Genomic DNA, 25146 nt, shown 5'->3' with positions numbered 1-25146 from the left:
CCGGCCGACGGCAGAGGAGATCCGATGCACGACCACCACGATTCGGTCCCGGCCCACGCTCCATCCGGCGGCATCCGGGTGCTGGTGGCCGACGACCAGGCGTTGGTGCGTGGCGGGTTCGTGGCGTTGCTGGATGCCCAGGACGGCATCGAGGTGGTCGGCGAGGCGGACAACGGGGAGCAGGCCGTGCGCATGACCCGCGATCTGCGTCCCGACGTGGTGCTGATGGACATCCGCATGCCCGTCCTGGACGGCTTGGCCGCCACCCGCGTGATCGCCGAGGACCCCCTGCTGGCCGCGGTGCGCGTGGTCGTGCTGACCACCTTCGAACTCGACGAGTACGTCTTCGAGGCGATGCGCTCCGGCGCGACCGGGTTCCTGGTGAAGCACACCGAACCGGCCGATCTGGTTCGTGCCGTCCGAGTGGTCGCCGCCGGCGACGCGCTGCTGTCCCCCGGCGTGACCCGCACGCTGATCGCGGAATTCTCCACACGCGCGAAAACGCCGCCGACGGCCACGCTCGCCGAACTCACCGACCGCGAACGCGAGGTGATGACGCTGGTCGCCGAGGGTCTCACCAACGCCGAGATCGGCGAACGGCTCTACATGAGCCCGGCGACCGCCCGTACCCATGTCAGCCGCATTCTCACCAAACTGCACGCCAGAGACCGCACTCAACTGGTGGTCATGGCCTACGAATCCGGACTCGTCCGCCCAGGCTGGCAGTGAGCCGCCGATCGTTGCCCAGGAGCCGGACTGCTTCGCCGCACTGCCATGGGAACCGGAATCAAACGACCCAGGCACCCATCCTCCGAATAAAGACGCAGGACGGCAACCAGTCAGTGGGCAAACCCGCGCCGAATTCCGCGATTCGCGGTCGGACCATCCGGCAGAGTGAGCGTCCCGCCCCTTCTTGCGCGTTCTTCGGCGCGCGACTACGGCCAGGACCAGGCACAGCCGTAGCCCAGCCCGAGATTCTTCCTCCTCGCGCGGCGCGCCGGCGCAGTGCGACACGGTCCGACTTCTCCCGGCATCAGCCAATAGCAATTTCTCAGCGAACATTAATTGTCCGGCCTGCTGCCGATTAGCAAATAACTGGTAAATCACCGCGGGCAGAGCCTTCGGGCTCTGGGCGTACGTATCCAGGCGTATTCCGAGTGCCGACGCGCGACCGATGCCCCCGGCATGCCCTTCGGCGCAGTCTTTCGTCATGAATATTTTCACTCGACCCGTGGCCGTGAGTTTTCTGGCCGACCACTACGACGGCGGATGGCACCCCTGGCCGTTCTTCTGGATTTTCCCGATGTTGTTCTGGCTGACCGTCGTCACAGTGCTGGTTTTCGCCCGGAGGCGGTTCATCGGACGTGTGAGCGGTATCGGCGCGCTGCGCACCGCGTTCGCCCGGGGCGAGATCACCGAGGAGCAGTACCGCAGCAGGCTCGCCGTCCTGAGCGAACCGCGACACAAGCCCTGACCGGCCCGCCTGCACGATCGGGAGATCCCATCATGAGCATGACCTTCGGCATCGTTCTCACTCCGCGTTCGGGAGCGGACTGGGCGCGCGAGGCAGCCGCCGTCGAACAGCAGGGCTACCGGACCATCCTGTTGCCGGACACCCGGTTCACCCCCTCGCCGTTTCCGGCCCTCGCCGCGGCGGCCGCCGTCACCACCACCATTCGGCTGCGCCCGAACGTACTCGCCGCACCGCTGCGCACACCGGCCGCCACGGTCAGGGAGACCGCGGCATTGCAGCTGCTGTCGGACGGACGTTTCGAACTCGGAATCGGCTCGGGACGCCCGGACGCCGCCGCCGAAGCACAGTGGCTCGGCACGTCCTGGGGTTCGCCCGCGCAACGGCGCGCGCAGCTGGTCGCCACCATCGCCGCCGTGCGGGCTGGAGTGAACCCCACCCCACCGGTCGTGGTCGCCGCCAACGGACCCAGAATGCTGGCGACGGCGGCGGAATTCGCCGACCGCATCCTGCTGGCCGCGGCACCCGGGGCCACCGAGTCGGAGCTGGCCGAGCTGGTCCGCACCGCACGGGACGGTACCGACCGCACCCTGCGCTTCACCCATCAGGTGGTCGGCATCGGGCAGCGGCTACCGATCTGGACCGCGACGAGGCTCGGCCTGACCGCCGCCGCCCTCGCGGACGCGGGCGCAGCGGGCATGATTCCCGCGGAACCGTCCGCCGCCGCCGAAATCCTCGAGCGACGCCGGGAAAAGTACGGCATCGACGAGGTGATCGTGCCCGCTGAACTCGCCGCTGACTTCGCACCGATCCTCGCCTACTTCGCCGACCACGATTCCTGACCCGGCGCAGCGGGCGACGCCGAATACGAAAAAGCCCGTGCCCACAGGTGGGCACGGGCTTTTCGGTTGCGGCTTACTCGCCCGAGGCGGCCTCGGTGGAGCCTTCCGTCGCGCCCGTCAGCACGACTTCGGGCTTCTCCTCGCTCGCGGCCTTGGTCAGTTTCGCCTTACCGGTGAAGGTGAACTTCGCGTCTTCGCCGGAGCCCTCGCCGTCCCAGCCCTCGACGTCGACCTCGATGGTCTGGCCCGGACCGATCTCGCCGAAGAGGATCTTCTCCGACAGCTGGTCCTCGATCTCGCGCTGGATGGTGCGGCGCAGCGGCCGGGCACCGAGCACGGGATCGAAGCCACGCTTGGCCAGCAGGTTCTTGGCGTTCGGGGTGAGCTCGATCGCCATGTCCTTGTTCTTCAGCTGCGTGGCGACGCGGCCGATCATCAGGTCCACCATCTCGACGATCTGCTCGTTGGTGAGCTGGTGGAAGACGATCACGTCGTCGATGCGGTTGAGGAACTCCGGCCGGAAGTGCTTCTTCAGCTCGTCGTTGACCTTGAGCTTCATCCGCTCGTAGTTCGAGCCCTCGTTGTTCGACTGGGTGAAGCCGAGACCGACGGCCTTCGAGATGTCCGAGGTGCCGAGGTTCGAGGTGAAGATCAGCACCGTGTTCTTGAAGTCCACGGTACGGCCCTGGCCATCGGTCAGGCGGCCGTCCTCCAGGACCTGCAACAGGGTGTTGTAGATCTCCTGGTGGGCCTTCTCGATCTCGTCGAACAGCACGACCGAGAACGGCTTGCGGCGCACCTTCTCGGTGAGCTGGCCGCCCTCTTCGTAGCCGACGTAGCCCGGAGGGGCACCGAACAGCCGCGAAGCGGTGAAGCGGTCGTGGAACTCGCCCATGTCGATCTGGATGAGCGCGTCGTCGTCGCCGAACAGGAAGTTCGCCAGCGCCTTGGACAGCTCGGTCTTACCGACGCCGGACGGGCCGGCGAAGATGAACGAGCCGGACGGACGCTTCGGATCCTTCAGGCCGGCACGAGTGCGGCGGATGGCCTTGGAGACGGCCTTGACCGCGTCCTCCTGGCCGATGATCCGCTTGTGCAGCTCGTCCTCCATACGGAGCAGACGGGTGGTCTCCTCCTCGGTGAGCTTGAACACCGGAATACCGGTCCAGTTCGCCAGCACCTCGGCGATCTGCTCGTCGTCGACCTCGGCCACGACGTCCAGATCACCCGAACGCCACTGCTTCTCTCGCTCTGCCCGCTTGGCGACGAGCTGCTTCTCCTTGTCGCGCAGCCGCGCGGCCTTCTCGAAGTCCTGCGCGTCGATCGCGGACTCCTTCTCCCGGCGCGCCTCGGCGATCTTGTCGTCGAACTCGCGCAGGTCCGGCGGAGCGGTCATGCGACGGATGCGCATCCGCGCGCCCGCCTCGTCGATCAGGTCGATCGCCTTGTCCGGCAGGAACCGGTCGTTGATGTAGCGGTCGGCCAGGGTGGCGGCGGCCACCAACGCGCCGTCGGTGATGGAGACCCGGTGGTGCGCCTCGTAGCGGTCGCGCAGACCCTTGAGGATGTTGATGGTGTGCTCGACGGTCGGCTCGCCCACCTGCACCGGCTGGAACCGGCGCTCCAGGGCGGCGTCCTTCTCGATGTACTTGCGGTACTCGTCGAGGGTGGTCGCGCCGATGGTCTGCAGCTCGCCGCGGGCCAGCTTCGGCTTCAGGATCGAGGCCGCGTCGATGGCGCCCTCGGCGGCGCCCGCACCGACCAGCGTGTGCAGCTCGTCGATGAACAGGATGATGTCGCCGCGGGTGTTGATCTCCTTGAGCACCTTCTTCAGGCGCTCTTCGAAGTCACCGCGGTAGCGGCTGCCCGCGACCAGGGAGCCCAGGTCGAGGGTGTAGAGCTGCTTGTCCTTCAGCGTCTCGGGGACCTCGCCGTTGACGATGGCCTGCGCGAGCCCTTCGACGACGGCGGTCTTGCCGACGCCGGGCTCGCCGATCAGCACCGGGTTGTTCTTGGTACGGCGGCTGAGCACCTGCATGACCCGCTCGATCTCCTTCGAGCGGCCGATGACCGGATCGAGCTTGCCCTCGAGCGCGGCCTGGGTCAGGTTGCGACCGAACTGGTCGAGCACGAGCGAGGTCGACGGTGTGCCCGCCTCGCCGCGCGAACCGGATTCGACCGGCTCCTTGCCCTGATATCCCGACAGCAACTGGATGACCTGCTGGCGCACACGGTTGAGATCGGCGCCCAGCTTCACCAGCACCTGCGCCGCCACGCCCTCGCCCTCACGGATGAGGCCGAGCAGGATGTGCTCGGTGCCGATGTAGTTGTGGCCGAGCTGCAGCGCTTCGCGAAGGCTCAGCTCCAGCACCTTCTTGGCGCGCGGGGTGAACGGGATGTGACCGGACGGGGCCTGCTGGCCCTGGCCGATGATCTCCTCCACCTGGCTACGCACGCCTTCCAGCGAAATGCCGAGCGACTCCAGCGACTTGGCCGCGACGCCCTCACCCTCGTGAATCAGCCCCAGCAGGATGTGCTCGGTGCCGATGTAGTTGTGGTTGAGCATCCGGGCCTCTTCCTGGGCCAGGACAACGACACGCCTCGCGCGGTCGGTGAACCTCTCGAACATCGCTCCCTCACTCTCCTGCTCCGACATTCTGGCAACAGACGCCGCAGTGTGCTGTGTACAACAACCGTGGGCGTCAGCCTGCCATGAAGCCCGGGGGTTGCGGCCCCCGCCTCCACTCTAGTTGGCGGGGGATGCCACCGCCGCCGGTCCACCCTATTGCCGACCGGCGACAGCACGGTCATTCACTCATAACGTGGGCGTCGCGGGATTCGTTTCCGGCCGGGTTTTGCCCTCAGCGAACAAACCGTCCGCCGACCGGATCTGCGCCGCACACGTACGACATCGGCCGCCTACCCCGTGTACGGGTCGACGAAACCGCAGGGCACCGGGCGTTGATGAGCGGGATCGAGCGCGTTGAGCACGTAGGTCGCGGCCCTCTTGCTGCCCGCTATGCCCGTATGCCCAGAGTAGTCCGTCGCGCAGCCGTCCTGAACCACGATGTTGGTCACATGGGGGCCGGTGACCAGGCCGGAGGTGTACGGCACCACCAGTTCGTCCAGCTGGGTCGCGATATTGGTGTAGGTCACGTCGGGGTGGTAGACGCCGTCCGCGTTGAGTTCGCGCACGAACTCCGACCCTTGCAACACCTGCCTGCAGGCATTGCACGGCGATCCGGCCACGGCGTCGAACAGCGGACCGAGGCCGAGGCGTGTGCCGAACGCGTTCAGGTCCGCCATGCCGTACGCGTTCGAGCCTTGCCACGGCGGGGCCAGACCGACCATCTTGTCCACCTTGCCCGCGCCCGCGAGCCGTTTGACGAAGTAGTTGCCGATGAAGTTGCCCTGGGAATGGCCGATGAGGTCGACCTTGCGCGCACCGGTCGCGGAGCGCACCCGGTCTACGAAGGCGGCGAGCTGGGCCGCGCTCTGCTCGATCGGGAGCATGCCCCCGATGGCCGACGCGGGCCACGGCAGGTCGTAGGCGCCGAACGTGGCCGAGTACACGCAGTAGCCCTCGTTGGCCAGCAGCGGCGCGTACACGCCCCAATTCGTCTGTGCGCCACCGCCCGTGCCGTGCACGAGGACCACGGGGTTCGGATGCTCGGAGTTCGGCCGGCACGACCAGTCGTTGGTGCCGGGCAGCGAACCACCCGGATTGGACAGTTCGGCGGGAATGCCCGCGAAGAAGTTGAACTCGACCGGATATCGCTCCTGCGCGTGCGCAGCGCCCGCGGTGGCGCACACCGCGGCGAGCAGAACGATGAACAACGAAAAGCCTGGGACACGCCGCACGATAGCCTCCCGGTCCGGATCGTCTCCGGGGAAGCTACCGCACGGAGTGGCCCAGACGGCGCAGATTCCGGCGGGTCGTTGCGAAACTAGCTCTGACCGAAGGCCGACGCGCCGGACGGGTACGGCGCCGCGTACTCGCCTGCGGCGATCCGGCCCGGCGCCGCCGCGGCGGATGCCTTCCCCTGCTGGATTCCCGCGACGAACAGCGCACCGCAGAGCACCAGGAAGGCCAGCGTGTGGAAGACGCCACGCACGATGTTCCAACGCACCCAGGCGGATTCGAAATCGGCGCGCACCGCCGCCGGGTCGGCGATCGACGCCGGGTCGCCCGCGGCGGCCAGTTGGTCGTTGAGCGGAACATTCAGCCCGGAGGTCACCGCGAAGGCGATCACGTTGAGCACCAGAGCCAGGCCGATCCAGATCAGCGTGCTCCGGTGCTCACGTCCCAGATGCAGCGCCGCGGCCAGGATGGTGAACCCCACCGTGCCGAGGAAGCCGATCATGAACCAGGGATTGATGATCACCACGTTGATCTTCTGCATCGCGTCGATCATCGCGCGATCGTCGGTGCGGGCCAGCGCGGGCATCACCGAATTGGCGTACGCGTAGAAAAGGCCCGCGACCAGGCCCGTAGCCAGTGTGGCGAGCACCAGTGCGGCGAGACGTGTGGCGGTCATGACTTCCTCCTGCTTCGGAAACCGGCCGGAGCCATCGCCCCGGTCGCTCGTCTCCGAGTCAAGCCGTCGCCGCCGTGACTCTCCATGGTCGAGAAGCTCGATCGGATGAGCGAGCGTCTACGGTGGACGTCTCACAGGTCCCGATCGGAAATGAGCCCACTCTGCATGGCCAGTCCAGCCAGCCGCACCCGCTTCTGGTTCTGCGGCAGATCCTCCACCCCGAACTTGGCGAACAACGCGCGTAGATGGGTCTTGATCGCGTCGACGCTGAGGAACAACTCCTCGGCGATCTGCTGATTCGAGGCGGGAGTGGCGAAACCCGCGCCGTGCTTGTACGGGCGGCACAGCGCGACCAGGACCGAGCGCTGCGTTTCGGTGAGCGACCGCGCGGTGGGTATCGAGCCGGTGGAGGTGCGGGTGATGTCGTCGGACACGCCGCCGAAGTCGTGAAAGGACACCCGAGACGTACCGACCCGGATGACGTCGCCCGCCATCAGTCTGCGGCGGCCGACCAGCCGGTCCCCGTTGACGAAAGTGCCGTTGCGGGAGAGGCCGTCGTCCACGATGGTCCAGTGCGCACCCAGGTATTCGACCGCCGCGTGCAGCCGGGACACCTCCGCGTCCCAGCTCAGGGCGAGATCGGCATGCGGGGAGCGACCGATGGTGACGCGGCCGCGGTCGGGCGTGAGCGTGAGCTCCTGCTGCCGACCGGCGTCATCGGTGAACCGCAAGAATGATCCGACGAATCCTGTCACTGCGCCGATACCTCACCTCTCCATACCGCCAGTGACCTTCGCACGCTTCCATGGTGCCGCTTCCCGGTACCACGAGCAAGATCGATTCATCCGCCGTGACGGGCCACCGTGCGAACCGGTCTCGCTGCTATATCGAAGCCCTATCACAAACAAGACCGCCGTCCCGACGTCGCACGATTCGCCGGGACGGCGGCCGGAAAAAGAACTATCCCTTCGCGGCCTTGTTGTACGCGTCGGTGATGTCGGCGGAGATGCGGCCCCGCGCGGACACCTTGTGTCCATTACGGCGCGCCCACTCACGAATTGCGGCGCTTTGTTCCCGATCGATCGAGACCCGGCTCTTCGGAGTGCCCGTTGCGGCCGCGGCGGCCTTGACCCGACGCCGGCCGCTGACCCGGCGCGCATTCGAAACCCACTCCTCCAAACCGTCGCGCAGCTTCGCCGCATTTGCCGACGACAGGTCGATCTCGTACGACACACCGTCGATCGCAAACTCGATGGTCTCGTCTGCGATGGACTCACCGTCGACATCGTCGATCAGGCTAACGGTGACCTTCTTTGCCATGAGATGAACGTCCTCTCGAAATCGTGCGACCCGCATACTAGGCCGATTACCCGAGGCAAGAATACCTCGAATTCCGGAAATTCCAAGACGGAGCCGCTGCTTTGCAATCCAGTGGTCACCTGGTGACCGGACGCACAATTGGGAACAGTATCGTTTCTCGGATTCCCAAACCCGTCAACGCCATCAACAACCGATCGATTCCCATACCCGTTCCGGTCGTCGGCGGCATGCCGTGCTCCATCGCGGCGAGGAAGTCCTCGTCCAGCACCATCGCCTCGTCGTCGCCCTGCGCGGCCAACCTGGCCTGGTCGACGAACCGCTCCCGCTGGATCACCGGGTCGACCAACTCCGAATAGCCCGTGGCCAACTCGAAGCCGCGCACATAGAGGTCCCACTTCTCCGTGACGCCTGCGGTGCTGCGATGCTGCCTGGTCAACGGGGATGTCTCCACCGGGAAGTCGCGCACGAAAGTCGGTGCGTACAGCTTGTCACCATACTGGTGTTCCCAAAGTTCCTCGACGAGTTTCCCGTGACCGTAGCCCTTGCCCTCCGGAATTTCCAGACCGACCCGATCCGCGAGTGCGCGCAATTCGGCGACCGATGTTTCCGGAGTGACCTGCACACCCAGCGCATCGGACAGCGACGGGTACATCTCGACGGTGGCCCACTCGCCACGGAGATCGTATTCGGTGCCGTCGGCCAGGGTCACCACCTGCGTGCCGAACGCCTCCTGCGCCACTTCCTGCACCAATTCCCGGGTCATCACCGCCGAGTCGTCATAGGTGCCGTAAGCCTGGTAGGTCTCCAGCATCGCGAACTCGGGGGAATGCGTGGAGTCCGCCCCCTCGTTGCGGAAGTTCCGGTTGATCTCGAAGACCCGCTCCAAGCCGCCGACCACGCAGCGCTTCAGGAACAACTCGGGCGCGATGCGCAGGAAGAGGTCCATGTCGAGGGCATTGGAATGGGTGACGAACGGCCGGGCCGCGGCGCCGCCGTGCAGCGTCTGCAGCATCGGCGTCTCCACCTCGAGAAAGCCCCTGCGCTCGAGCGCGTTGCGCAGCGCGCGCACCACGGCGATGCGGGTACGGGCCATCTCCCTGGCCTCAGGGCGCACGATCAAGTCGACATAACGCTGCCGGACCCGCGACTCCTCGTTCATCTCCTTGTGCGCCACCGGCAGCGGCCGCAGGGCCTTCGCCGCCATGAACCACGAATCGGCCATGACGCTCAGTTCCCCGGTTCGCGAAGAGATGACCTCACCGTGCACGAAAACGAAGTCACCGAGGTCGACGTCCGCCTTCCAGGCGGCAAGCGCGTCCGCGCCGACCCCGTTCAGACTGATCATCGCCTGCAGCTTGGTGCCGTCGCCTTCCTGCAGTGTCGCGAAACACAACTTGCCGGTATTACGCAGGAATATGACGCGCCCGGCGACGCCCACCTCTTGTCCGGTGGAGGTGTCGGCGGCCAGGTCCGGATATGCGGCCCGAATTTCCGCCAGGGTATGCGTACGCGGCACGACGACGGGATACGCCTCGCCACCGGCCGCGAGCAGCCGCTCCCGCTTCTCCCGGCGAATCCGTATCTGCTCCGGGGCATCGTCGGCGGCGGGCGCCACAGCGGGCCGCGAATCCGATGTCGATGCGGTCGAAGAGGCAGAGTTCGGGGTGCTCACATCGAACAACCCTAGCGTGCACCGGAAATCGTTTTGCGCGCCGCCCGGACTCCGACCCGGAGTAACGAAACGGTATCGCCGCGGCGCACCGTCCGGGACGTCCCGGTCCACGTCCCGGAGACGCGAAATAGCCGGTGCGCATCATAGTGTGTGCGAAAACACCTGCGCGCCCGGCTATTTCGAGATGGAAGTGTTGGCGGGGAAATTACAGCGAGGCGAGCGCCTCGGCCTCACGCACGAAGTGCGACGCCCCGACGGCGACGTTCAACAGCCCGGCCGCCTTCAACGCCTGGTAACCGCCCACCAGATCGGTCGCCCGGTGCAGCCCGAGTTGCTGCAGGGCGGCGGCGGCCAAGCTGGAGGTATAGCCCTCGGAGCAGACGACGATCCATTCCACGTCGTGATCGGCGGCCAGCGCCAAGCGGGCCGAACTGGTGGGGTCCAGCCGCCATTCCAGGACATTGCGCTCGATCACCAAGGCGCCGGGCAAGGTGCCCTCGCGTCCGCGTTGCGCCTGCGGCCGGATATCCACCAGAATGGCGCCCCGCTCGATGGCTTCCGGCAATTCGAAGGCATAGATCCGGTCGAGTTGCGCCCGTGCGTTCTCGAGCATCTGATCGATGGTCAAACGGGTCATCACATGTCACCTTCGGGCTGGTCGGTGAGGACGGTTCGGGTGCGCCGCAGGGTGCCGTGGCCGGTCACCTCGTAATACGACATGGCGGTGAGCGGCGGGGAATAGGCGTGCACGCTGAGCGTCGGATCGAGCGGGCCCGCGGATTCGACGGCGCCGGGCACGTCGGCGGGCGCCCGCATGACGTCGTGCACCCAGCCGATCGGGAACGAGGCCTGGTCACCCGCCGCGAGCGTGCGGCAACGCAATTCCGTCCCGTTCCAGCGGTATTCGGATAACGCGCCGCTGAGCACGGTGAGCGCGCCGAGCGACCCGGCATGGTCGTGCAACTCGGTCGACTTGCCCGGCGTCCAGCTGATCAACCAGACGTCGACCTCGTCGTCGGAGAGCAGCCTGGTCGCCCAGCGCTCGTCGTGCGGCCATGTCCCGTCAGCTGGAAGCAGGTGGTCATAGCGACCGGCGAGCACGTCCTCGGCGCCCTCGTCGGTCAGCCGCAGCAGATCGGCCGGGCGCAGCCGAGTGGGCAGAGCGGGTGCCACCGAGCGTTCCACCGGCGGAGTAGCCGACAGCGCCGTACGCGCGGAAGAAAGGGAAAGAACAGAAGAACGCATGAGCGAATCTCCAGGAGGAAGGTAACGGTCGAGGGCAGGAACTCAGCCTCGATCGGTCGAGGCACGTCAGCCTCGACAACACTCCTGGGTGCTCACGAAGAAAGTCACGAGAGGGAGTTTAACAGCATGCGACGCGGTGTCGACAAGTCCCTGGCCTGCGACGAATCCAACACCGCGCATATCAGACATTTCCCTTGCGCCGCTGGTTGCGTTCGTATACGAGCCGCAGGCCGGTCAACGTGAGATGCGGATCGTGGTCGTCGATCGTTTCCGATTCCGGGACGATCAGCGGCGCGGTCGCGCCGGTCGCCACCACCGCCACATCGTCGCCGGCAAAGGCGTCGAACTCGTCGCGAATCCGATCGATCAGGCCGTCGACCAGTCCGGCGAAACCGAATACCGCGCCGGACTGCATGCATTCCATGCTGTTCTTCCCCAGCACCGACCGCGGCCTGGTCAACTCCGCCCGCCGCAGCGCACTGCGTTCTACCAGGGCTTCCGTGGCGATCTCCACACCGGGTGCGATGATCCCGCCGAGAAACTCGCCCTTCTTCGACACCAGATCGACGCAGATCGCCGTTCCGAAATCGACGACGATCGCGGGCCCGGAATACCGCTGGTAGGCGGCCAGGCAATTGACGATGCGGTCGGCGCCGACTTCTTTCGGATTGTCCACCAGCAGCGGAATCCCGGTGCGCACACCGGGTTCCACCAACACGTGCGGAACATGAGCCCAGTATTGGCCGAGCATGCCGCGCAGTTCGCGCAGCACGGGCGGCACCGTCGAAAGCGCCGAGACGCCGATCACCTCGTCCAGTTGCGCGCCGACCAACCCGCGCACCTGCATGGCGAATTCGTCGGCGGTCAGCAACGGATTGGTGTGGACACGCCAGTGGCGCACCAGTTTCGAATGCTCTCCGGAACCGGAGAACAAGCCGAGTTCGATACTCGTATTGCGGACATCGATGGTCAGCAACATGTCCGGTCGCCGCTGTTCAGACGAACGACAGCGAGCGCGGCGAGGTCAGGCCCGAGCCCTCCGGTGCGTGCGCCGGGTCCGAACCGAGCTCGACCGGGCGGTTGCGCTCGTCGACGAATACGACCTTGGGGTCGTATTCCTTCAGCTCCTGCTCGTTCAGCTGGCCGTAGGCGATCAGGATGACGAGGTCGCCGGGATGCACCAGGTGGGCCGCGGCGCCGTTGATCCCGATCACCCCCGAACCTCGCTCACCGGCGATCACGTAGGTCTCCAGGCGGGCGCCGTTGTCGATGTCGACGATGCAGACCTGCTCGCCTTCCAGCAGATCGGCGGCGTCGAGCAGGTCCTGGTCCACGGTGACCGAACCGACGTAGTGCAGGTCGGCGTGCGTCACGGTGGCACGGTGGATCTTCGACTTCATCATGGTGCGCAGCATTGCGTCGACCTTTCTAGTTCGCGGGACGAAGCGGGGCGGGATTCGACACCGCCGGAACGGACCGGGGGTCCACGGCGGGCCGCGAACCGGAGACGTTGGGATGGCCGTCGATCGGAGCGCCGAGCGTGACGGCGATGTTGTCGATGAGCCGGGTAGTGCCCACCCTGGCCGCGATCAGCAACCTGGCGTTGCCCGCGGCCGGGGCGGGGCACAGGGTGGCCGAGCGCAATTCCAGGTAGTCGACGTCCACGCCGGGCACGGCGTCGAGCACCTGACGGGCGGCCGCGAGCACCGCGTCGCCGCCGAGTCCGCCCGCGTGCTTGCCCGCCGACAGGGCGGCCGACAAGGCGAGCGCCGATTCGCGCTGCACGGGGTCGAGATAACGGTTCCGTGAGGACATGGCCAGGCCGTCGGCCTCACGGACGGTGACCACCGGCGTGATCTTCACGTCGAAGTTCAGATCGCGGACCATCTGCCGGATCAACGTGAGCTGCTGGTAGTCCTTCTCGCCGAAGAACGCCTCGGTCGGCCGCGCGATCTGCAGGAGCTTGGCGACCACGGTGAGCATGCCCGCGAAATGGGTCGGGCGGCTCGCCCCTTCCAGCTCCGCGCCGAGCGGGCCTGGCTGCACCGTGGTACGCGGGCCGTCCGGATACATGTCGGACGCGCTGGGCGCGAACACCAGCTCGACACCCTCCGCGCGCAACAACTCGACGTCGGCGTCCAGCGTGCGTGGGTACTTGTCCAGGTCTTCGTTCGCCCCGAACTGCAACGGGTTGACGAAGATCGAGACGATGACCACCTGGTTGGTCCGCTTGGCCAGCCGCACGATCTCCAGGTGGCCCTCGTGCAGCGCACCCATGGTCGGCACCAGCGCGACGGTACGGCCGACGCCGCGCAGCGCGGCGGACACCGCGCCGAGCACGGCGGGATCGTGGTGGACGGTCAGCGCACCGGGCCGGTAGGCGCCGCGCAGTTTCGGGTCCAACATCAGCGTCCTTCCAGCAGTTCGATGACGGCGGGGGCGGTGCCCGCGCGTTCCGCCGTGCGCAGCGACAGCGCGCGATACGCCTCGGCCAGCCTGGCGTCGACCGACGCCAACGCGGTCAGATGCGCGGCCACCGCGTCCGCGTCACCACGGGCGACCGGGCCGGTCAGCGCGGACTGGCCGCGCCGCAAGGCGTTGTCCAGCGCCGCCGATGCCAGGGGCGCGAGCAGACGCTCGGCCAGGCCGTTGGGCGACTCGTCCACCAGCTGCTGGCCCATCAGTCCGGGGCCGGCCAGGGCGGCGCGCAACGCGGCCACCGCGTCGACGATCACCGTGACCAGGTGATTGCTGCCATGCGCGAGCGCGGCGTGGTATAGCGGCCGGTTCTCCTCCGGCACCCGCACCGGCTCGCCGCCCATCTCGATCACCAGCGACTGCGCGATGGCGTAGCCGACCTCATCGGCGGCGGTGATGCCGAAGCACGCGTTGCCGAGGCGGTTCACGTCCTCGTCGTGTCCGGTGAAGGTCATGGCCGGGTGGATGGCCAGCGGAAGCGCGCCGATCTCGGCCAGGGGCGCGAGTACGCCGACGCCGTTCGCGCCGGACGTGTGCGCGACGATGGTGCCGGGACGGACGACTTCCGCGCCGGCCAGACCGCGAACCAGGCCGGGAAGCTCGGCGTCGGGCACGGCCAGCAACAGCAGCTCGCTGCGGGCGGCCACCTGTTCGATCGGCAGGATCTCCGAATCGGGCAGCCGGGTCCTGGCACGCCGCACCGACGCGTCGGAGATCGCGCAGACGCCGAACACGACGTGTCCGGCGCGCTCGAGTGCGACGCCCAATGCCGAGCCCACGCGTCCCGCCGAGACGATTCCCACCGTCAGGCGTGCGGGCGCGGGGTCGTAGCCCGAATCAGCGTTGTCGGAATTCACGCTTCTCGAGGTCAACGTTGTCCTCTCGATGTCGTTCCAGTCCCGCCATGCGGGTACCGGACGGTACGCCAAGAGGATATCTACAGGTGCTTCGCCGCCGCCACGGGGTGTCCGCGTGATCTAGGCCGCAGTGCCGGGCCGGGCCCCGGCTCCACTCACCGGCGGTCCCGCTCCTCCGATTGCAGGTTGGCCATGATCTCCGCGACCGAGAGACGACGCGACGGCGTCTCGTCGTCGCTTTCCGCCCGGCGGCGCCTGCGCGCGCTCGGCGTGCCCATGGCGGGTGCTGAGGCCGACCGAGAGGCCGGTTCCGGCGTCGGCTGGGGTCGTGCGGCGGGCTGGGTGGGTGGCTCGTCCAGCGGCTCCTCGTCCACCGTCTCGGTGAAGGCGTCGGCCCAGCCGCGCGGCTCGGCGTAGCGCGCCCGCTCCGCGTCGGCCTGGTCGGTGTCGTCGAGGGAGACGACGGCGGTCTCCGCGGTGACCGGATCATCGAAGGGGCTGGCGAAGACCGGTGGCTCGGGATGGTCGGGCTCGAAGATCGGCGTCATACTGCTACGCGGTTGCTGGTCGGCGAACATCGACCACATCCCGGCATTCGCGGAGCTATTGTTCCCCGATTCCGTGCCGGAGCTGGTCAGCTCCTGGATCCTGGTCGCGTCGGCGCGCAACGCGGGGCGATCCATCGGCAGATCGCCGTCGAACAGCCGCTGCAGGCTCTGCCGCAGCACGGTGAGCTCCGCGCGCAAGGCCGCGAGTTCGGTCGCGTCGGCGCCCACCTCCTCGCGGACCCGCGCCTCCACACCGAGTTCGTACTCGCGGCGCGCGGTGACCTCACGCTCCAGCTGCAACGCGTAGACGGTTTGCAGATCGCGGACCTTCGCCTTGTCGATCGTCGCCTCTTTGCGGTACTTCGTCGCAGCAAGAGCCCCGATCGCCGCGGCCCACAGGGCCGCGACCAGACCTACCCGTACGAACTCGACACTGTTGCTGAAGATCAGGAAAACACTGGCAACCAGACCGAGCACGATCAGGACGCCGACGAATAATTTTCCCGCCTCGTCCCGCCGTCCACGGGAAGTGCTGCTACGGGAGGGTGAAACCATGCCAGCCAGGGTAGCCAATTGCTTCGGCCACGCCCAGATTCCGGTTTTGTGATTAAGTTCGTGAAACTAGCTATGTAGTTGCCGCATCGTCGGTGGGATCCTCCGGCGCCCGGCAGCAGTACTCCAGCCAGAGGGCCGCAGCAACCAAAGCGAAGCCCGCCAGCATCCCGACGATCGCGCCGGGGCTGTCGGCCGCGGCCGCGCGCAAGGTGCCGCGCTGCGGGAGGACCCAGCACAGGAATCCGAGCCAGATACCCGCGGCGATCGAACCGACCTGCGCCGACGCCTTGGCCAACGCGACGGCGCGGGCCGCCGTGATCGGATGCAACTGGTGACGTCCATCGCCGATCTGATGGTCGTTGACCCGCGCCCGGATGACGAAAGCGAGCACCGCTTCGATCGCGGCCACCGGATACAGCGAGGCGCCCGCGAAGATCGAGATCGGCGGGAAGCTGTCATAGGCCACCCGGGTGGCGATCCACGCGACGATCGCGGCGATCAGCACGTTCGCCACGAGGTCGAGTATGCGAGTCGGCTTCAGTTTCACGACGGCGCGCCCGTCAGCGAGAACTCGGTGCGACGCACCCCGGCGCGTTCCTCCGGATCGAGCCCGGCCAGCAGATCCGCGACAGCGTGCGGCACGCCGTCGACCTCGAGCACCGCGTCCGGCATCACGTCCAGCCACGGCGCCAGCACGAAGGCGCGCCGATGCGCCTGCGGGTGCGGCAGGATGAGATCCGGGTCGGCGCTACGGCACGCGACCGGCTCACCGCCGCGCAGTTCGGCGCACCACACCACGTCCACGTCGAGTGTGCGTGCGCCCCAGCGCACTTCACGCACCCGTCCCGAGGCCTGCTCCAGCTCCTGTCCGCGACGCAGCCAGTCGGCGCAGCCGAAGGCCGGATCCTCTACCAGCACAGCGGCATTGAGATAGTCGCCCTGCGGGACACCACCCCAGGGCGCGGTCGAATACACGGCGGAGACCGCCAGCACGCGATGGCCGAACCCGTCCAGGACGCTGCGCAGATGCGCGAGCCGATCACCCAGATTCGAACCGATGGACAGCACGGCACGGGTCATCGGCGCACCTCCGCGGCGCCCGGCACGGTGAAAAACACCGCGCCGCAGTTCCGCTCGCTCATCCGACGGGCTCCCCCCGGTGACGCGAGGTGATCACCCGCACATCGGCGAACGTGTGCGGGATCGGCGCGGACGGCTTGTGCAACACCACCTCGACCGACCGTATCCGCGGATCGGTCATGACATCGTCGGCGATCTCCGAGACCACCGTCTCGATGAGATTGCGCGGCGGACCCTGGACGATGCGCACCGCGCGTTCGGCCAACGCGCCGTAGTCCACGGTGGCCGCCAGGTCGTCGGACGCCGCGGCCACGTCGAAGTCCACCCATACCGTCAGGTCGACCAGGAACTCCTGGCCGTCGCGGCGCTCGTGCTCGAACACGCCGTGGTGCCCGTAGGCGCGCAGGCCGCGCAACTCGATGCGGTCGGCGCCGCGCCGGATCGCCGAATCACCCGGCGGCGCCTCGTCTTCGGCGTGGATCGGGGACCGGCTCATCGTCGAGCTCCTTGCGCACTGGATCGGGCGGTGTCGTGCTGTTCGGCGCGCTGCCGTGCGGCATTCTGCCACGCGTCGGTGACCGTGATGGCGTCCAGCGAGGCGCGCACGTCGTGCACCCGCACACCCCACGCGCCGTGCACCGCGGCCAGCGCCGAGATGGTCGCGGTGGCCGTCTCCCTGCCGTCCGGTGGACGCGGCCCCGCCTCGTCGGCGAGCAGGGAGCCGAGAAAACGCTTGCGAGACGCCCCGATCAGGACCGGGAGCCCCTGCGCGACCAATTCCGGCAGCGCGCCGAGCAGAGCCCAGTTGTGTTCGGCGTTCTTCGCGAAGCCCAAGCCGGGGTCGAGAATCAGCCGGGACGACTCCACGCCCGCGGCGACGGCCGAGTCCACCTGCGTGGTCAACTCGGCGAGCACCTCCGCGACCACGTCGTCGTAGTGGTCCGCCGGTCCGGTGTGCCGGTAGTCGGCGCCCGCCCGCCAGTGCATGAGGATCCACGGGACCCGCGCGGAGGCGACCACGCGCACCATGTCGGCATCGGCGCGGCCGCCGGAGACGTCGTTCACCACCGACACCCCGGCTTCGATCGCGGCTTCGGCGACGGCGGCGCGCATGGTGTCCACGCTGGTCGGCACACCCGCCGCGACCAGTCCGCGGATGACCGGTGTCACCCGTGCGGTCTCGGTCGCCGCGTCGACGCGGACCGCGCCCGGCCTGGTCGACTCGCCGCCGACGTCGATGACGTCCGCACCCGCGGCGTGCAGCCGAACGCCGTGCGCGATGGCCAGCTCGGGATCGAGGTATCGCCCGCCGTCGGAGAACGAATCGCTGGTGACGTTCACCACACCCATCACCACACAGGAGCGCCCGTCGCGGGCGGCGAGGCTCTCGAAGCGCCTCGGTTCGGACACCGTGGGCCCGCTCACTTCCGCAGGATCAGATCGAGCGCCTCGGCGCGCGAGGCGGCGTTGGACTGCAGCAGTCCACGCACCGCGGAGGTGGTCGTGCTCGCGCCCGGCTTGCGGATGCCGCGCATCGCCATGCAGAGGTGCTCGGCCTCGACCACGACGATCGCTCCCCTCGGGTCCAGCTTGCGCATCACCGCGTCGGCGATCTGGCTGGTCAGCCGCTCCTGCACCTGCGGGCGCTTGGCGTACAGGTCGACCAGGCGGGCGAGTTTGGACAGGCCGGTGACCCGGCCGTGCGGACCGGGGATGTACCCGACATGGGCGACACCGTGGAAGGACACCAAGTGGTGCTCACAGGTGGAGTACATCGGAATGTCCCTGACCAGTACGAGTTCCTGATGGCCCTCGTCGAACGTGGTGTTGAGCACCGAATCCGGTTCCACATAGAGCCCGGCGAACGTCTCCCGGTAGGCCCGCGCGACCCGGGCGGGCGTGTCGAGCAGGCCGGGCCGGTCCGGGTCCTCACCGACGGCGATCAGCAACTCCCGTACCGCCGCTTCGGCTCGCGCCTGATCGAACGACCTGCCCGTTTCCAGTGCCACGAGGCCCGGCTCCGACAGGCCGATGTCGATGCCGTTGTGCTCCGCACTGTCCAGTTCGGCGACGGTGTGACCACCGCCATACTCGTTGGCCGACAATCGAGGACACCTCCAAACTCCCCGGGCGCCGGCAATCTCTCGGCACCCCAGATGGTCGAGCCTAATCGTCACAGGTCAGTGACGACCGTTCGGTCCATCCCAATCACCGTCGCCCTCGCCGTTCGGATTCGTCCGGCGCGGCTCGTCGTAACCGCCGTGGTCGCCGTACCCGTCCCTGTCATAGCCGCCTTCGGGCGAACCCTGCGGACCCCACGGCTGATAGCCGTGCCGCGGCTGCTGCGGGTCGCCCCAGCCGGGCTGACCCTGCTGCGGCTCGTCGCGCGGCGGCCAGCCGGGAGCGGACCAGCCCGCCGGAGCGCCGTAGTCCGGCCGCGAACCGTGCGTGCCCTGGCGCGGATAGGCCGGAGCGGGCGCCTGCGGCAGCGGGTAGCCGGGCGCGGACGGGCGGGGGTACTGCGGCGGAGCGCCGTAACCGCTCTCATGCGGCGGATACCCGTTGGCGGGCTGCGGCTCGCGCTGCGCGGACGCGGCCACCGGCTTCACCACCGGCTCCGGCGGCCACGACTCGCCGCGCTCGGCGGCCAGCTCGCCCGGGGTCTTCACCGGCGGCTTGTCCGAGGGGACGCGCTCGCCGAAATCGTTGAACGCGGTGATCCGCGGGCGCTTCTGCACGGAGGCGAGGATCTGCTCGAGATCCTTGCGGTGCAGCGTCTCCCGCTCCAACAGCGCGGTGGCCAGGTCGTCGAGCACGTCGCGGTACTCGTTCAGGATCGCCCACGCCTCGGTGTGCGCGGCCTCGATCAGGTTGCGCACCTCCACGTCGATCGCGCCCGCCACCTCGTGCGAATACTCCGAACCCATGCCCATCGAGCGGCCGAGGAACGGGTCGCCCTGCTCCTGGCCGTAGCGGACCGCGCCGAGCCGGGCGCTCATGCCGTACTCGGTGACCATCGCCCGGGCGATCTTGGTTGCCTGGTCGATATCGGAGGACGCGCCGGTGGTCGGCTCGTGGAACACCAGTTCCTCGGCCGCGCGGCCGCCCATCGCCATGACCAGGCGGGCGATCATCTCCGAGCGGGTCATCAGGCCCTTGTCGTCCTCGGGCACCGTCATGGCGTGGCCGCCGGTGCGACCGCGCGCCAGGATGGTGACCTTGTAGACCGGCTCGATGTCCGGCATCGCCCAGGCGGCCAAGGTGTGGCCGCCCTCGTGATAGGCGGTGATCTTCTTCTCGTGCTCGCTGATGATCCGGCTCTTGCGGCGCGGGCCGCCGATTACGCGGTCGACCGACTCCTCCAGCGATTCGCCGGTGATCACCGCGCCGTGCTCGCGGGCGGTGAGCAGCGCGGCCTCGTTGATGACGTTGGCGAGGTCCGCGCCGGACATGCCGACGGTGCGCTTGGCCAGGCCGTCCAGATCGGCATCCGGGGAGATCGGCTTGCCCTGCGAGTGCACCCGCAGGATGGCGCGGCGACCGGCGAGGTCCGGATTGCCGACCGGGATCTGCCGGTCGAAGCGGCCGGGACGCAGCAGCGCCGGGTCGAGGATGTCGGGGCGGTTGGTGGCGGCGATCAGGATGATGCCGGTGCGGTCGCCGAAGCCGTCCATCTCCACCAGCAGCTGGTTGAGGGTCTGCTCGCGCTCGTCGTGACCGCCGCCGAGGCCAGCGCCGCGCTGGCGGCCGACCGCGTCGATCTCGTCGACGAAGATGATGCAGGGGCTGTTCTGCTTGGCCTGCTCGAACAGGTCGCGCACGCGGGAGGCGCCGACGCCGACGAACATCTCCACGAAGTCCGAACCGGAGATGGTGAAGAACGGCACGCCTGCCTCGCCCGCGACGGCACGGGCCAGCAGGGTCTTACCGGTGCCGGGCGGACCGTAGAGCAGGACGCCCTTGGGGATCTTGGCGCCGAGGGCCTGGTAGCGGACCGGGTTCTGCAGGAAGTCCTTGATCTCGTAGAGTTCCTCGACCGCCTCGTCGGCTCCGGCCACGTCGGCGAACGTGGTCTTGGGCATGTCCTTGGACAGCTGCTTGGCCTTCGACTTGCCGAAGCCCATCATGCCGCCGCGGCCGCCGCCCTGCATGCGGGCCATCACGAAGATGAACAGGCCGAGCAGGATGACCATCGGCAGCACGAACAGCAGGATCTGGGTGAACCAGCTCTCCTGCTTGACCACGGTGTTGTACGGGGCGCCGGAGTTCTTCACGGCCGAGAAGATCTGGGCGGAGGTCTCGCTACCGCCCGGATACTTCGCGATGATCTTGTTCTGTCCGCCGGTGGCGTCGTTGCCGTCCTTCAGCTCGATGCGCAGCTGCTGCTCGCGATCATCGATCTGGACGTTCTGGACGTTGCTCTTGTTCTCGAGCTGGCTCAGGGCAACCGATGTATCGACGCTCTTCCAGCCCCGCGTGTCGTTGCCGAAGTAGCTGAACGCATAGATCACGAGCAAGATGCCCGAGACTATGGCCAGGGTGCGAAACACTGTCTTGCGGTTCATAGAGCGTCGGCCGGGGCGGCCAGTCCTTTCCGGTGTCTCCGGTTCTTGCCTAGCGATGCGTCTGGCGCGTCCGGTTCCGCAGGGGTTCGGATGCGGACAAGCCACGTTACCGCGTACGGTCTACTCGATACATCGCGTAGTTCGGCTGCAGGTGCAGTTAAAGAGGTAAACGGCCGGGGATCGACGGTGGTTCCCGATGTCTCCGGTTCGGCTTCCTCCAAGTGGCAACAATCATGGCATGTTCGGCCTATCGTGAGCGACGACACAACATCGCGGCGCGAGCGACGGGCACGTAGGCGGTAGCTCGCACACCACGAAAGGCCCCGGGAGCGCCGCAGACCAGACACGAGCGCAGGGGGTATGGACATAGTCGAGTTACGAACACCCACAGCGATACTGCGTCACGGCCGCGGCAGGTTGATCGTCTTGCGGCCCGGGTCCGACGGCGAGCGCGTGCTCGATGTCCCGGTCTCCGACCTGCTCAAGGTCCGGCTGAACCGGCGCGCGGACGACGCGGTGGTGATCGAGATCTATCTGCGCTACCCGACGCCCGTGCTCACCGGCGTCCCCGCGGACCGCACGCCACTTCCGGTGATCATCGCCGAGCACGACGTTCCCGCGGCCACCGAAATCGTCGACCGCATCAACGCGCACATCCTCGCCACCCAGCGCATCGACGTGGCGGCGCCGGACCTGCGCCCGCCTCCCCCCACCTGGGGACGTAGCGGCCCCACCCGCGCGGACGTGGAACGGGCGACGCGCAGGATGTCGCCGCGCCGTGAGGCGAAGCATGCGATAGCGGCTCTGCATCGTTACGTGACGCCGGACGAGTACGTCCTGGAGACCGCCGTCGCGGTCGCGCACCCTCCGGCGGGCAGCGGCTCCGGCCTGCTCGCCGCCACGACGACGCGGCTGCTGTTCATCGCGATCGGCGACAGCCGGTACGCGTACGAACTCCCGATTCCCGTGGTCGTATGGGCTCGCGTGACCGATACCCCCACCGCGGGGCGCGGCGAGATCGGCCCCGGACGCGGCGCGACCGGCGCCGAGGTACACGACGGCAGCCGCACGCTGCAATTCGCGGGCGTCGACCGCGCCGACACCGATCGGGTCATCTGCGCGGTGAACTTCGCGGTACGCCGGGAGTCCGCCGACGGCGCCGCTGGCCCCGCGGATCCCGGTGTGGCGCAGTTGTATTCGGAGTGGGAACTGCTGGTCGAGCGACACTCCCTCGGCATGGTCGACGACGCGCAGTTCCAACGTTACGGCCGCGGAATCCTGCGTTCACTCCCCGACGGGAGCTGAGTTCAGCGCGATCCGCCGCCACGGGCTGGTCGGACGCAGCCACAGCCGCAGCAGCTCCTTGCGGCGGTCGACGCCGCCGTTCTTCAGCTCGGCCAAGTCCTCGCAGGCCTGCCAATAGGTCCAGCCGGTGAGGTAGGCGTCGCCGAACTGGCGCCAGTTGCGGTACTTGCTCTGGGCCAGCGGCAGGGCGCGCGCCAGATAACTCCAGGCCACGTCAGCGTCGAGGTACCCGGCCGTGTAGGCCATCCTGGCCACCGCGACGACCCTGGCCAGATCCCAGGCGTGGATGTCACCCGGCAGCGGCCGGGCCAGATGGTCGGTGAATCCGATCTTGATCGCCTGCGACCAGATGTCGTAGTCGCGGACCAGCGCCTCGGGATTGTCCATCCCCCGGAACGCTCCGACCTGCCGCAGGAACGCCCGGTGCCGGTCGGCGCGCTCACCGAAGCGATCGCGCTCACTGGCGTTGATCGAGGCCGTCACCAGCGGGTGCACCAGCGCGTAGAGCGGGGCGTGCATGCCGTCGAGCAACTGCTCCATCGACGCCTGCGCCTCGGTGCCATCGGTGATGCCCCACGCGCCGGTGAGTGTGTCGATGGCCAGTTCACGCCGGTCACCGAGCGGATGCGCGCGTTCCGGGCCGAGCAGCAGCGCGTCATGGAAGGCGTCCCAGCGCGCGGAATAGAAGGCGCCGAGGGCCAGCGCCCGCAATTCGTCGTCGGATACCGCGGCGCCGGACCAGTGGTCTTCCTCCCGCTCGTCCAGCTCCGCGTACGGAAAGGTCGTCAAGGTGGGTACGCCGCGCGAAGACATGCCCCGATTGTTCCCTATCCCGCGCGGGGTACGCGCGGGATTCGCGGACGGCCACCTCTGTCGGTCGCGACGCCGGACCGCGGGCGCGTCCGCAGGGCGAATCGATTTCGGACTCCGTTGGTTCTTGCGCTGACGCATGTCGTGATCTGGGGCTAGTGTGCTCGCATGTGTAGAAACATCACCGTCCTGCGTGGTCTGGAGCCTGCCGCAACCGAGCAGGAAATCTATGCCGCCGCACTGCAGTACGTGCGCAAGGTCGGTGGCGTGTCCGGCCTGAGCTCGACCACCAAACCGGCCGTCGACAAGGCCGTCGCGGCCATCGCAAACGCGACCACCACCTTGCTCGCCGAGTTACCCGACCGCAGGGTGGCCCCGACCACCGAACCGCCGCTGCGCCGGATCGCCGCACGGGAGGCCGCGGCGGGAGAGTAGACAGGCGGCCGGTTCAGGGCAGTGCGTCGGCGCCGTAGACGGCGACGCACACCAGCGCGATCTCCAGCGGCAGACCGCGTTCTTCGATCGGATATCCCAAAAGCTGTTCGATCCGCTGCACGCGGTAGCGGACCGTGTTCTTGTGTACGCCGAGCACCTTCGCGGTGGCCTCCGGGCTGCGTTGGCTGCGCAGATAGGCGTGCAGCGTCTCGCGCAGCCGGGCGGCGTTCCCGTCGCGCGCCGCCAGCGCGCCCAGTTCCCGCTCGACCAGTCCTCGCATGGCCGCTTCGTCCGCACCGGCCAGATAGGCGATCTCCACCGTTCGATACCCGGTGACGCGCCGCCCGCCCGCGGGTGCGCGCTCCGCGACCTGCCGCGCGGCGACCGCTTCCCGATGACTGCGACGGAAACCGGCGATCCCCGCGGCGGGCACACCGAACGCCACCCGTACCGGCGCATCGACCTGCGCCGCGGCCAGCCGCTCCGCTTCGCCCGGCACCGCGAGTTCGGCGCCGTGTTCCCCGTCGTCCGATCCGGCCCACGCCCACATCGCGCTGGCGCCGGATGGAACGGTGAGCAGCCGCGCGCTGCCCAGCGCCGCGGCCAGCCGCGCCGCGACCCGATCCAGCAGTCCGGTCGCCTCCGCCTCCGCGCCTGCGGGTTCTCCGGTCGGCTCGTCGGTCCACAGCACGAAGGCCAGGTGCCGCTGGGAGAGCCGGTAGCCGAGCCGCACCGATGCCTGATCGACGTCCACGTGCTCGCCGTCCAGCAGCGCTCGGACGGTCTCGGCGCGACGGTTGAAGGCGGCGCGCAGCACCTGCTCACGCTCCTCCATGTAGGTGTCGGTGAGCAACTCGACCGACGTGCTGATCCACTTGGTGGCCCGCTCGAACAGCCGCAGCAGCACCATGCGTTCGAGTTCCGGCGTCGCCCGCCGCTGCTCGACGACCTCGGTCATGTAGTCCAGCACCGCCTCCATGCCCACGTGATAGACCCGCAGCAGCAACCGCAGCTCGAAACCACGCCTGGCCACGCTGCGCGCGAACGCGTGCGCCTCCTCCGGGAGCGAGAACTCGAAGGTATCGCTGGCCAGGCGGCTGAGCACGATCCTGGCGTGCGCCCTGGTGCTGGCCGCGAGGTCGCGGCGCATATCGCGATCGGCTAGTTCGGGGATGCGCGCGATGATCACGTCGTCGAGCCGGGTGACGATGCGTTCGAGCACTTCGGCGCGCGTCGTCTCGTAGACGTACTCCGCGAGCCAGTCGCGCACTTCGTCGGGTGCGGGGCTCGGCCTGGCCGCGGCGCCCGGCGAAGGCCCAACGGTCATCGCCCTCTCCTCCGGCTCGGCGGATACCGAACCACCGCTTGTCTCACGGACACAAAATCACCCGTTTTCCTTGATGATCTGGGCCAAGAAAGTCTGTT

26 protein-coding genes are annotated in these 25146 nt (G+C 68.1%); 5 read left to right on the top strand and 21 right to left on the bottom strand.

All coding sequences use genetic code 11. From position 1 onward, the window contains the following. Positions 1–24 precede the first annotated feature (24 nt). The 3 genes from AB0L97_RS30165 (at position 25) to AB0L97_RS30155 (ending at position 2313) form a co-directional block, all read left to right on the top strand. Positions 25–729 carry a response regulator transcription factor gene (locus AB0L97_RS30165; RefSeq protein WP_355079128.1) on the top strand — a complete coding sequence of 235 codons (705 nt, stop codon included), beginning with the start codon at positions 25–27 and terminating at the stop codon, positions 727–729. Between the two features lie 502 nt (positions 730–1231). Beyond that, on the top strand, positions 1232–1474 hold the full coding sequence (locus tag AB0L97_RS30160; RefSeq protein WP_364436066.1) for a hypothetical protein: 243 nt from the start codon (positions 1232–1234) through the stop codon (positions 1472–1474). Positions 1475–1506: 32 nt separating this feature from the next. Then, the gene (locus tag AB0L97_RS30155) at positions 1507–2313 is read left to right on the top strand and encodes an LLM class flavin-dependent oxidoreductase (protein WP_364436063.1); all 807 of its coding nucleotides are present in this window, start codon (positions 1507–1509) and stop codon (positions 2311–2313) included. A 73-nt stretch (positions 2314–2386) separates the two neighbouring features. Here the strand turns inward: AB0L97_RS30155 and AB0L97_RS30150 are convergent, their stop codons facing one another. From AB0L97_RS30150 to ftsH, 19 genes are all read right to left on the bottom strand, one after another. Then, positions 2387–4942 carry an ATP-dependent Clp protease ATP-binding subunit gene (locus tag AB0L97_RS30150; RefSeq protein ID WP_355079133.1) on the bottom strand — a complete coding sequence of 852 codons (2556 nt, stop codon included), beginning with the start codon at positions 4940–4942 and terminating at the stop codon, positions 2387–2389. Positions 4943–5232: 290 nt separating this feature from the next. Further along, the gene (locus tag AB0L97_RS30145) at positions 5233–6144 is read right to left on the bottom strand and encodes an alpha/beta fold hydrolase (RefSeq protein ID WP_364436188.1); all 912 of its coding nucleotides are present in this window, start codon (positions 6142–6144) and stop codon (positions 5233–5235) included. 116 nt (positions 6145–6260) lie between these two features. Further along, complete coding sequence (locus AB0L97_RS30140; RefSeq protein ID WP_364436058.1) at positions 6261–6851, bottom strand: anthrone oxygenase family protein; 591 nt, start codon at positions 6849–6851, stop codon at positions 6261–6263. 131 nt (positions 6852–6982) lie between these two features. Beyond that, a complete protein-coding gene (locus AB0L97_RS30135; protein ID WP_355079137.1) occupies positions 6983–7582 on the bottom strand; it encodes an FHA domain-containing protein in 600 nt (199 codons plus the stop codon). A 229-nt stretch (positions 7583–7811) separates the two neighbouring features. After that, complete coding sequence (locus AB0L97_RS30130) at positions 7812–8171, bottom strand: Lsr2 family protein (protein ID WP_039794672.1); 360 nt, start codon at positions 8169–8171, stop codon at positions 7812–7814. A gap of 115 nt (positions 8172–8286) precedes the next feature. Then, on the bottom strand, positions 8287–9786 hold the full coding sequence (gene lysS, locus AB0L97_RS30125) for a lysine--tRNA ligase (protein ID WP_355079258.1): 1500 nt from the start codon (positions 9784–9786) through the stop codon (positions 8287–8289). Between the two features lie 262 nt (positions 9787–10048). Continuing rightward, a complete protein-coding gene (locus AB0L97_RS30120; RefSeq protein WP_355079260.1) occupies positions 10049–10471 on the bottom strand; it encodes a rhodanese-like domain-containing protein in 423 nt (140 codons plus the stop codon). Positions 10472–10479: 8 nt separating this feature from the next. Further along, positions 10480–11088, bottom strand: coding sequence for a cysteine dioxygenase family protein (locus AB0L97_RS30115; protein ID WP_356963552.1), 609 nt, complete (start codon positions 11086–11088; stop codon positions 10480–10482). 181 nt (positions 11089–11269) lie between these two features. Then, on the bottom strand, positions 11270–12067 hold the full coding sequence (locus AB0L97_RS30110) for a type III pantothenate kinase (RefSeq protein ID WP_364436053.1): 798 nt from the start codon (positions 12065–12067) through the stop codon (positions 11270–11272). A 16-nt stretch (positions 12068–12083) separates the two neighbouring features. Beyond that, positions 12084–12503 (bottom strand): aspartate 1-decarboxylase, encoded by a 420-nt coding sequence (gene panD / locus AB0L97_RS30105; protein WP_355079144.1) that lies wholly within the window; start codon positions 12501–12503, stop codon positions 12084–12086. Between the two features lie 13 nt (positions 12504–12516). Beyond that, complete coding sequence (gene panC, locus AB0L97_RS30100; protein ID WP_364436049.1) at positions 12517–13494, bottom strand: pantoate--beta-alanine ligase; 978 nt, start codon at positions 13492–13494, stop codon at positions 12517–12519. Further along, on the bottom strand, positions 13494–14423 hold the full coding sequence (locus AB0L97_RS30095; RefSeq protein WP_364436046.1) for a DUF2520 domain-containing protein: 930 nt from the start codon (positions 14421–14423) through the stop codon (positions 13494–13496). Before AB0L97_RS30095 ends, panC begins: the two co-directional genes overlap by 1 nt. Before the next feature lie 155 nt (positions 14424–14578). After that, a complete protein-coding gene (locus tag AB0L97_RS30090) occupies positions 14579–15526 on the bottom strand; it encodes a DUF6779 domain-containing protein (RefSeq protein WP_364436043.1) in 948 nt (315 codons plus the stop codon). Positions 15527–15596: 70 nt separating this feature from the next. Further along, positions 15597–16067 carry a DUF3180 domain-containing protein gene (locus tag AB0L97_RS30085; RefSeq protein ID WP_355079262.1) on the bottom strand — a complete coding sequence of 157 codons (471 nt, stop codon included), beginning with the start codon at positions 16065–16067 and terminating at the stop codon, positions 15597–15599. A 2-nt stretch (positions 16068–16069) separates the two neighbouring features. Then, on the bottom strand, positions 16070–16606 hold the full coding sequence (gene folK, locus AB0L97_RS30080; protein WP_364436040.1) for a 2-amino-4-hydroxy-6-hydroxymethyldihydropteridine diphosphokinase: 537 nt from the start codon (positions 16604–16606) through the stop codon (positions 16070–16072). 58 nt (positions 16607–16664) lie between these two features. Beyond that, complete coding sequence (gene folB / locus AB0L97_RS30075) at positions 16665–17102, bottom strand: dihydroneopterin aldolase (protein WP_356963547.1); 438 nt, start codon at positions 17100–17102, stop codon at positions 16665–16667. Further along, a complete protein-coding gene (folP, locus tag AB0L97_RS30070; RefSeq protein WP_364436183.1) occupies positions 17099–17956 on the bottom strand; it encodes a dihydropteroate synthase in 858 nt (285 codons plus the stop codon). The genes folB and folP overlap by 4 nt, the downstream gene beginning before the upstream one ends. A gap of 71 nt (positions 17957–18027) precedes the next feature. Then, positions 18028–18645, bottom strand: a complete 618-nt coding sequence (folE, locus tag AB0L97_RS30065; protein ID WP_355079266.1) for a GTP cyclohydrolase I FolE — start codon at positions 18643–18645, stop codon at positions 18028–18030. 141 nt (positions 18646–18786) lie between these two features. After that, entirely contained in the window at positions 18787–21171 is a 2385-nt protein-coding gene (gene ftsH / locus AB0L97_RS30060) for an ATP-dependent zinc metalloprotease FtsH (RefSeq protein WP_355079156.1), read from the bottom strand. A 426-nt stretch (positions 21172–21597) separates the two neighbouring features. Between ftsH and AB0L97_RS30055 the strand changes: the two genes are divergently transcribed. Continuing rightward, entirely contained in the window at positions 21598–22476 is an 879-nt protein-coding gene (locus tag AB0L97_RS30055; protein ID WP_364436035.1) for a hypothetical protein, read from the top strand. On the opposite strand, the gene AB0L97_RS30050 is transcribed toward AB0L97_RS30055, so the two are convergent. After that, positions 22456–23289 (bottom strand): DUF1266 domain-containing protein, encoded by an 834-nt coding sequence (locus AB0L97_RS30050; RefSeq protein ID WP_355079160.1) that lies wholly within the window; start codon positions 23287–23289, stop codon positions 22456–22458. The genes AB0L97_RS30055 and AB0L97_RS30050 overlap by 21 nt on opposite strands. Before the next feature lie 165 nt (positions 23290–23454). Here AB0L97_RS30050 and AB0L97_RS30045 point away from each other — a divergent pair, with 165 nt between their 5' ends. After that, on the top strand, positions 23455–23721 hold the full coding sequence (locus AB0L97_RS30045) for a DUF2277 domain-containing protein (protein WP_067794607.1): 267 nt from the start codon (positions 23455–23457) through the stop codon (positions 23719–23721). Positions 23722–23734: 13 nt separating this feature from the next. Here AB0L97_RS30045 and AB0L97_RS30040 read toward each other — a convergent pair whose 3' ends face one another. After that, positions 23735–25048, bottom strand: a complete 1314-nt coding sequence (locus AB0L97_RS30040) for a helix-turn-helix domain-containing protein (RefSeq protein ID WP_364436030.1) — start codon at positions 25046–25048, stop codon at positions 23735–23737. Positions 25049–25146: the final 98 nt, after the last annotated feature.

Source organism: Nocardia sp. NPDC051911 (assembly GCF_040681035.1).
Taxonomy (GTDB): Bacteria; Actinomycetota; Actinomycetes; order Mycobacteriales; family Mycobacteriaceae; genus Nocardia; species Nocardia sichangensis.
This window is presented reverse-complemented; position numbering and strand designations above follow the sequence as displayed.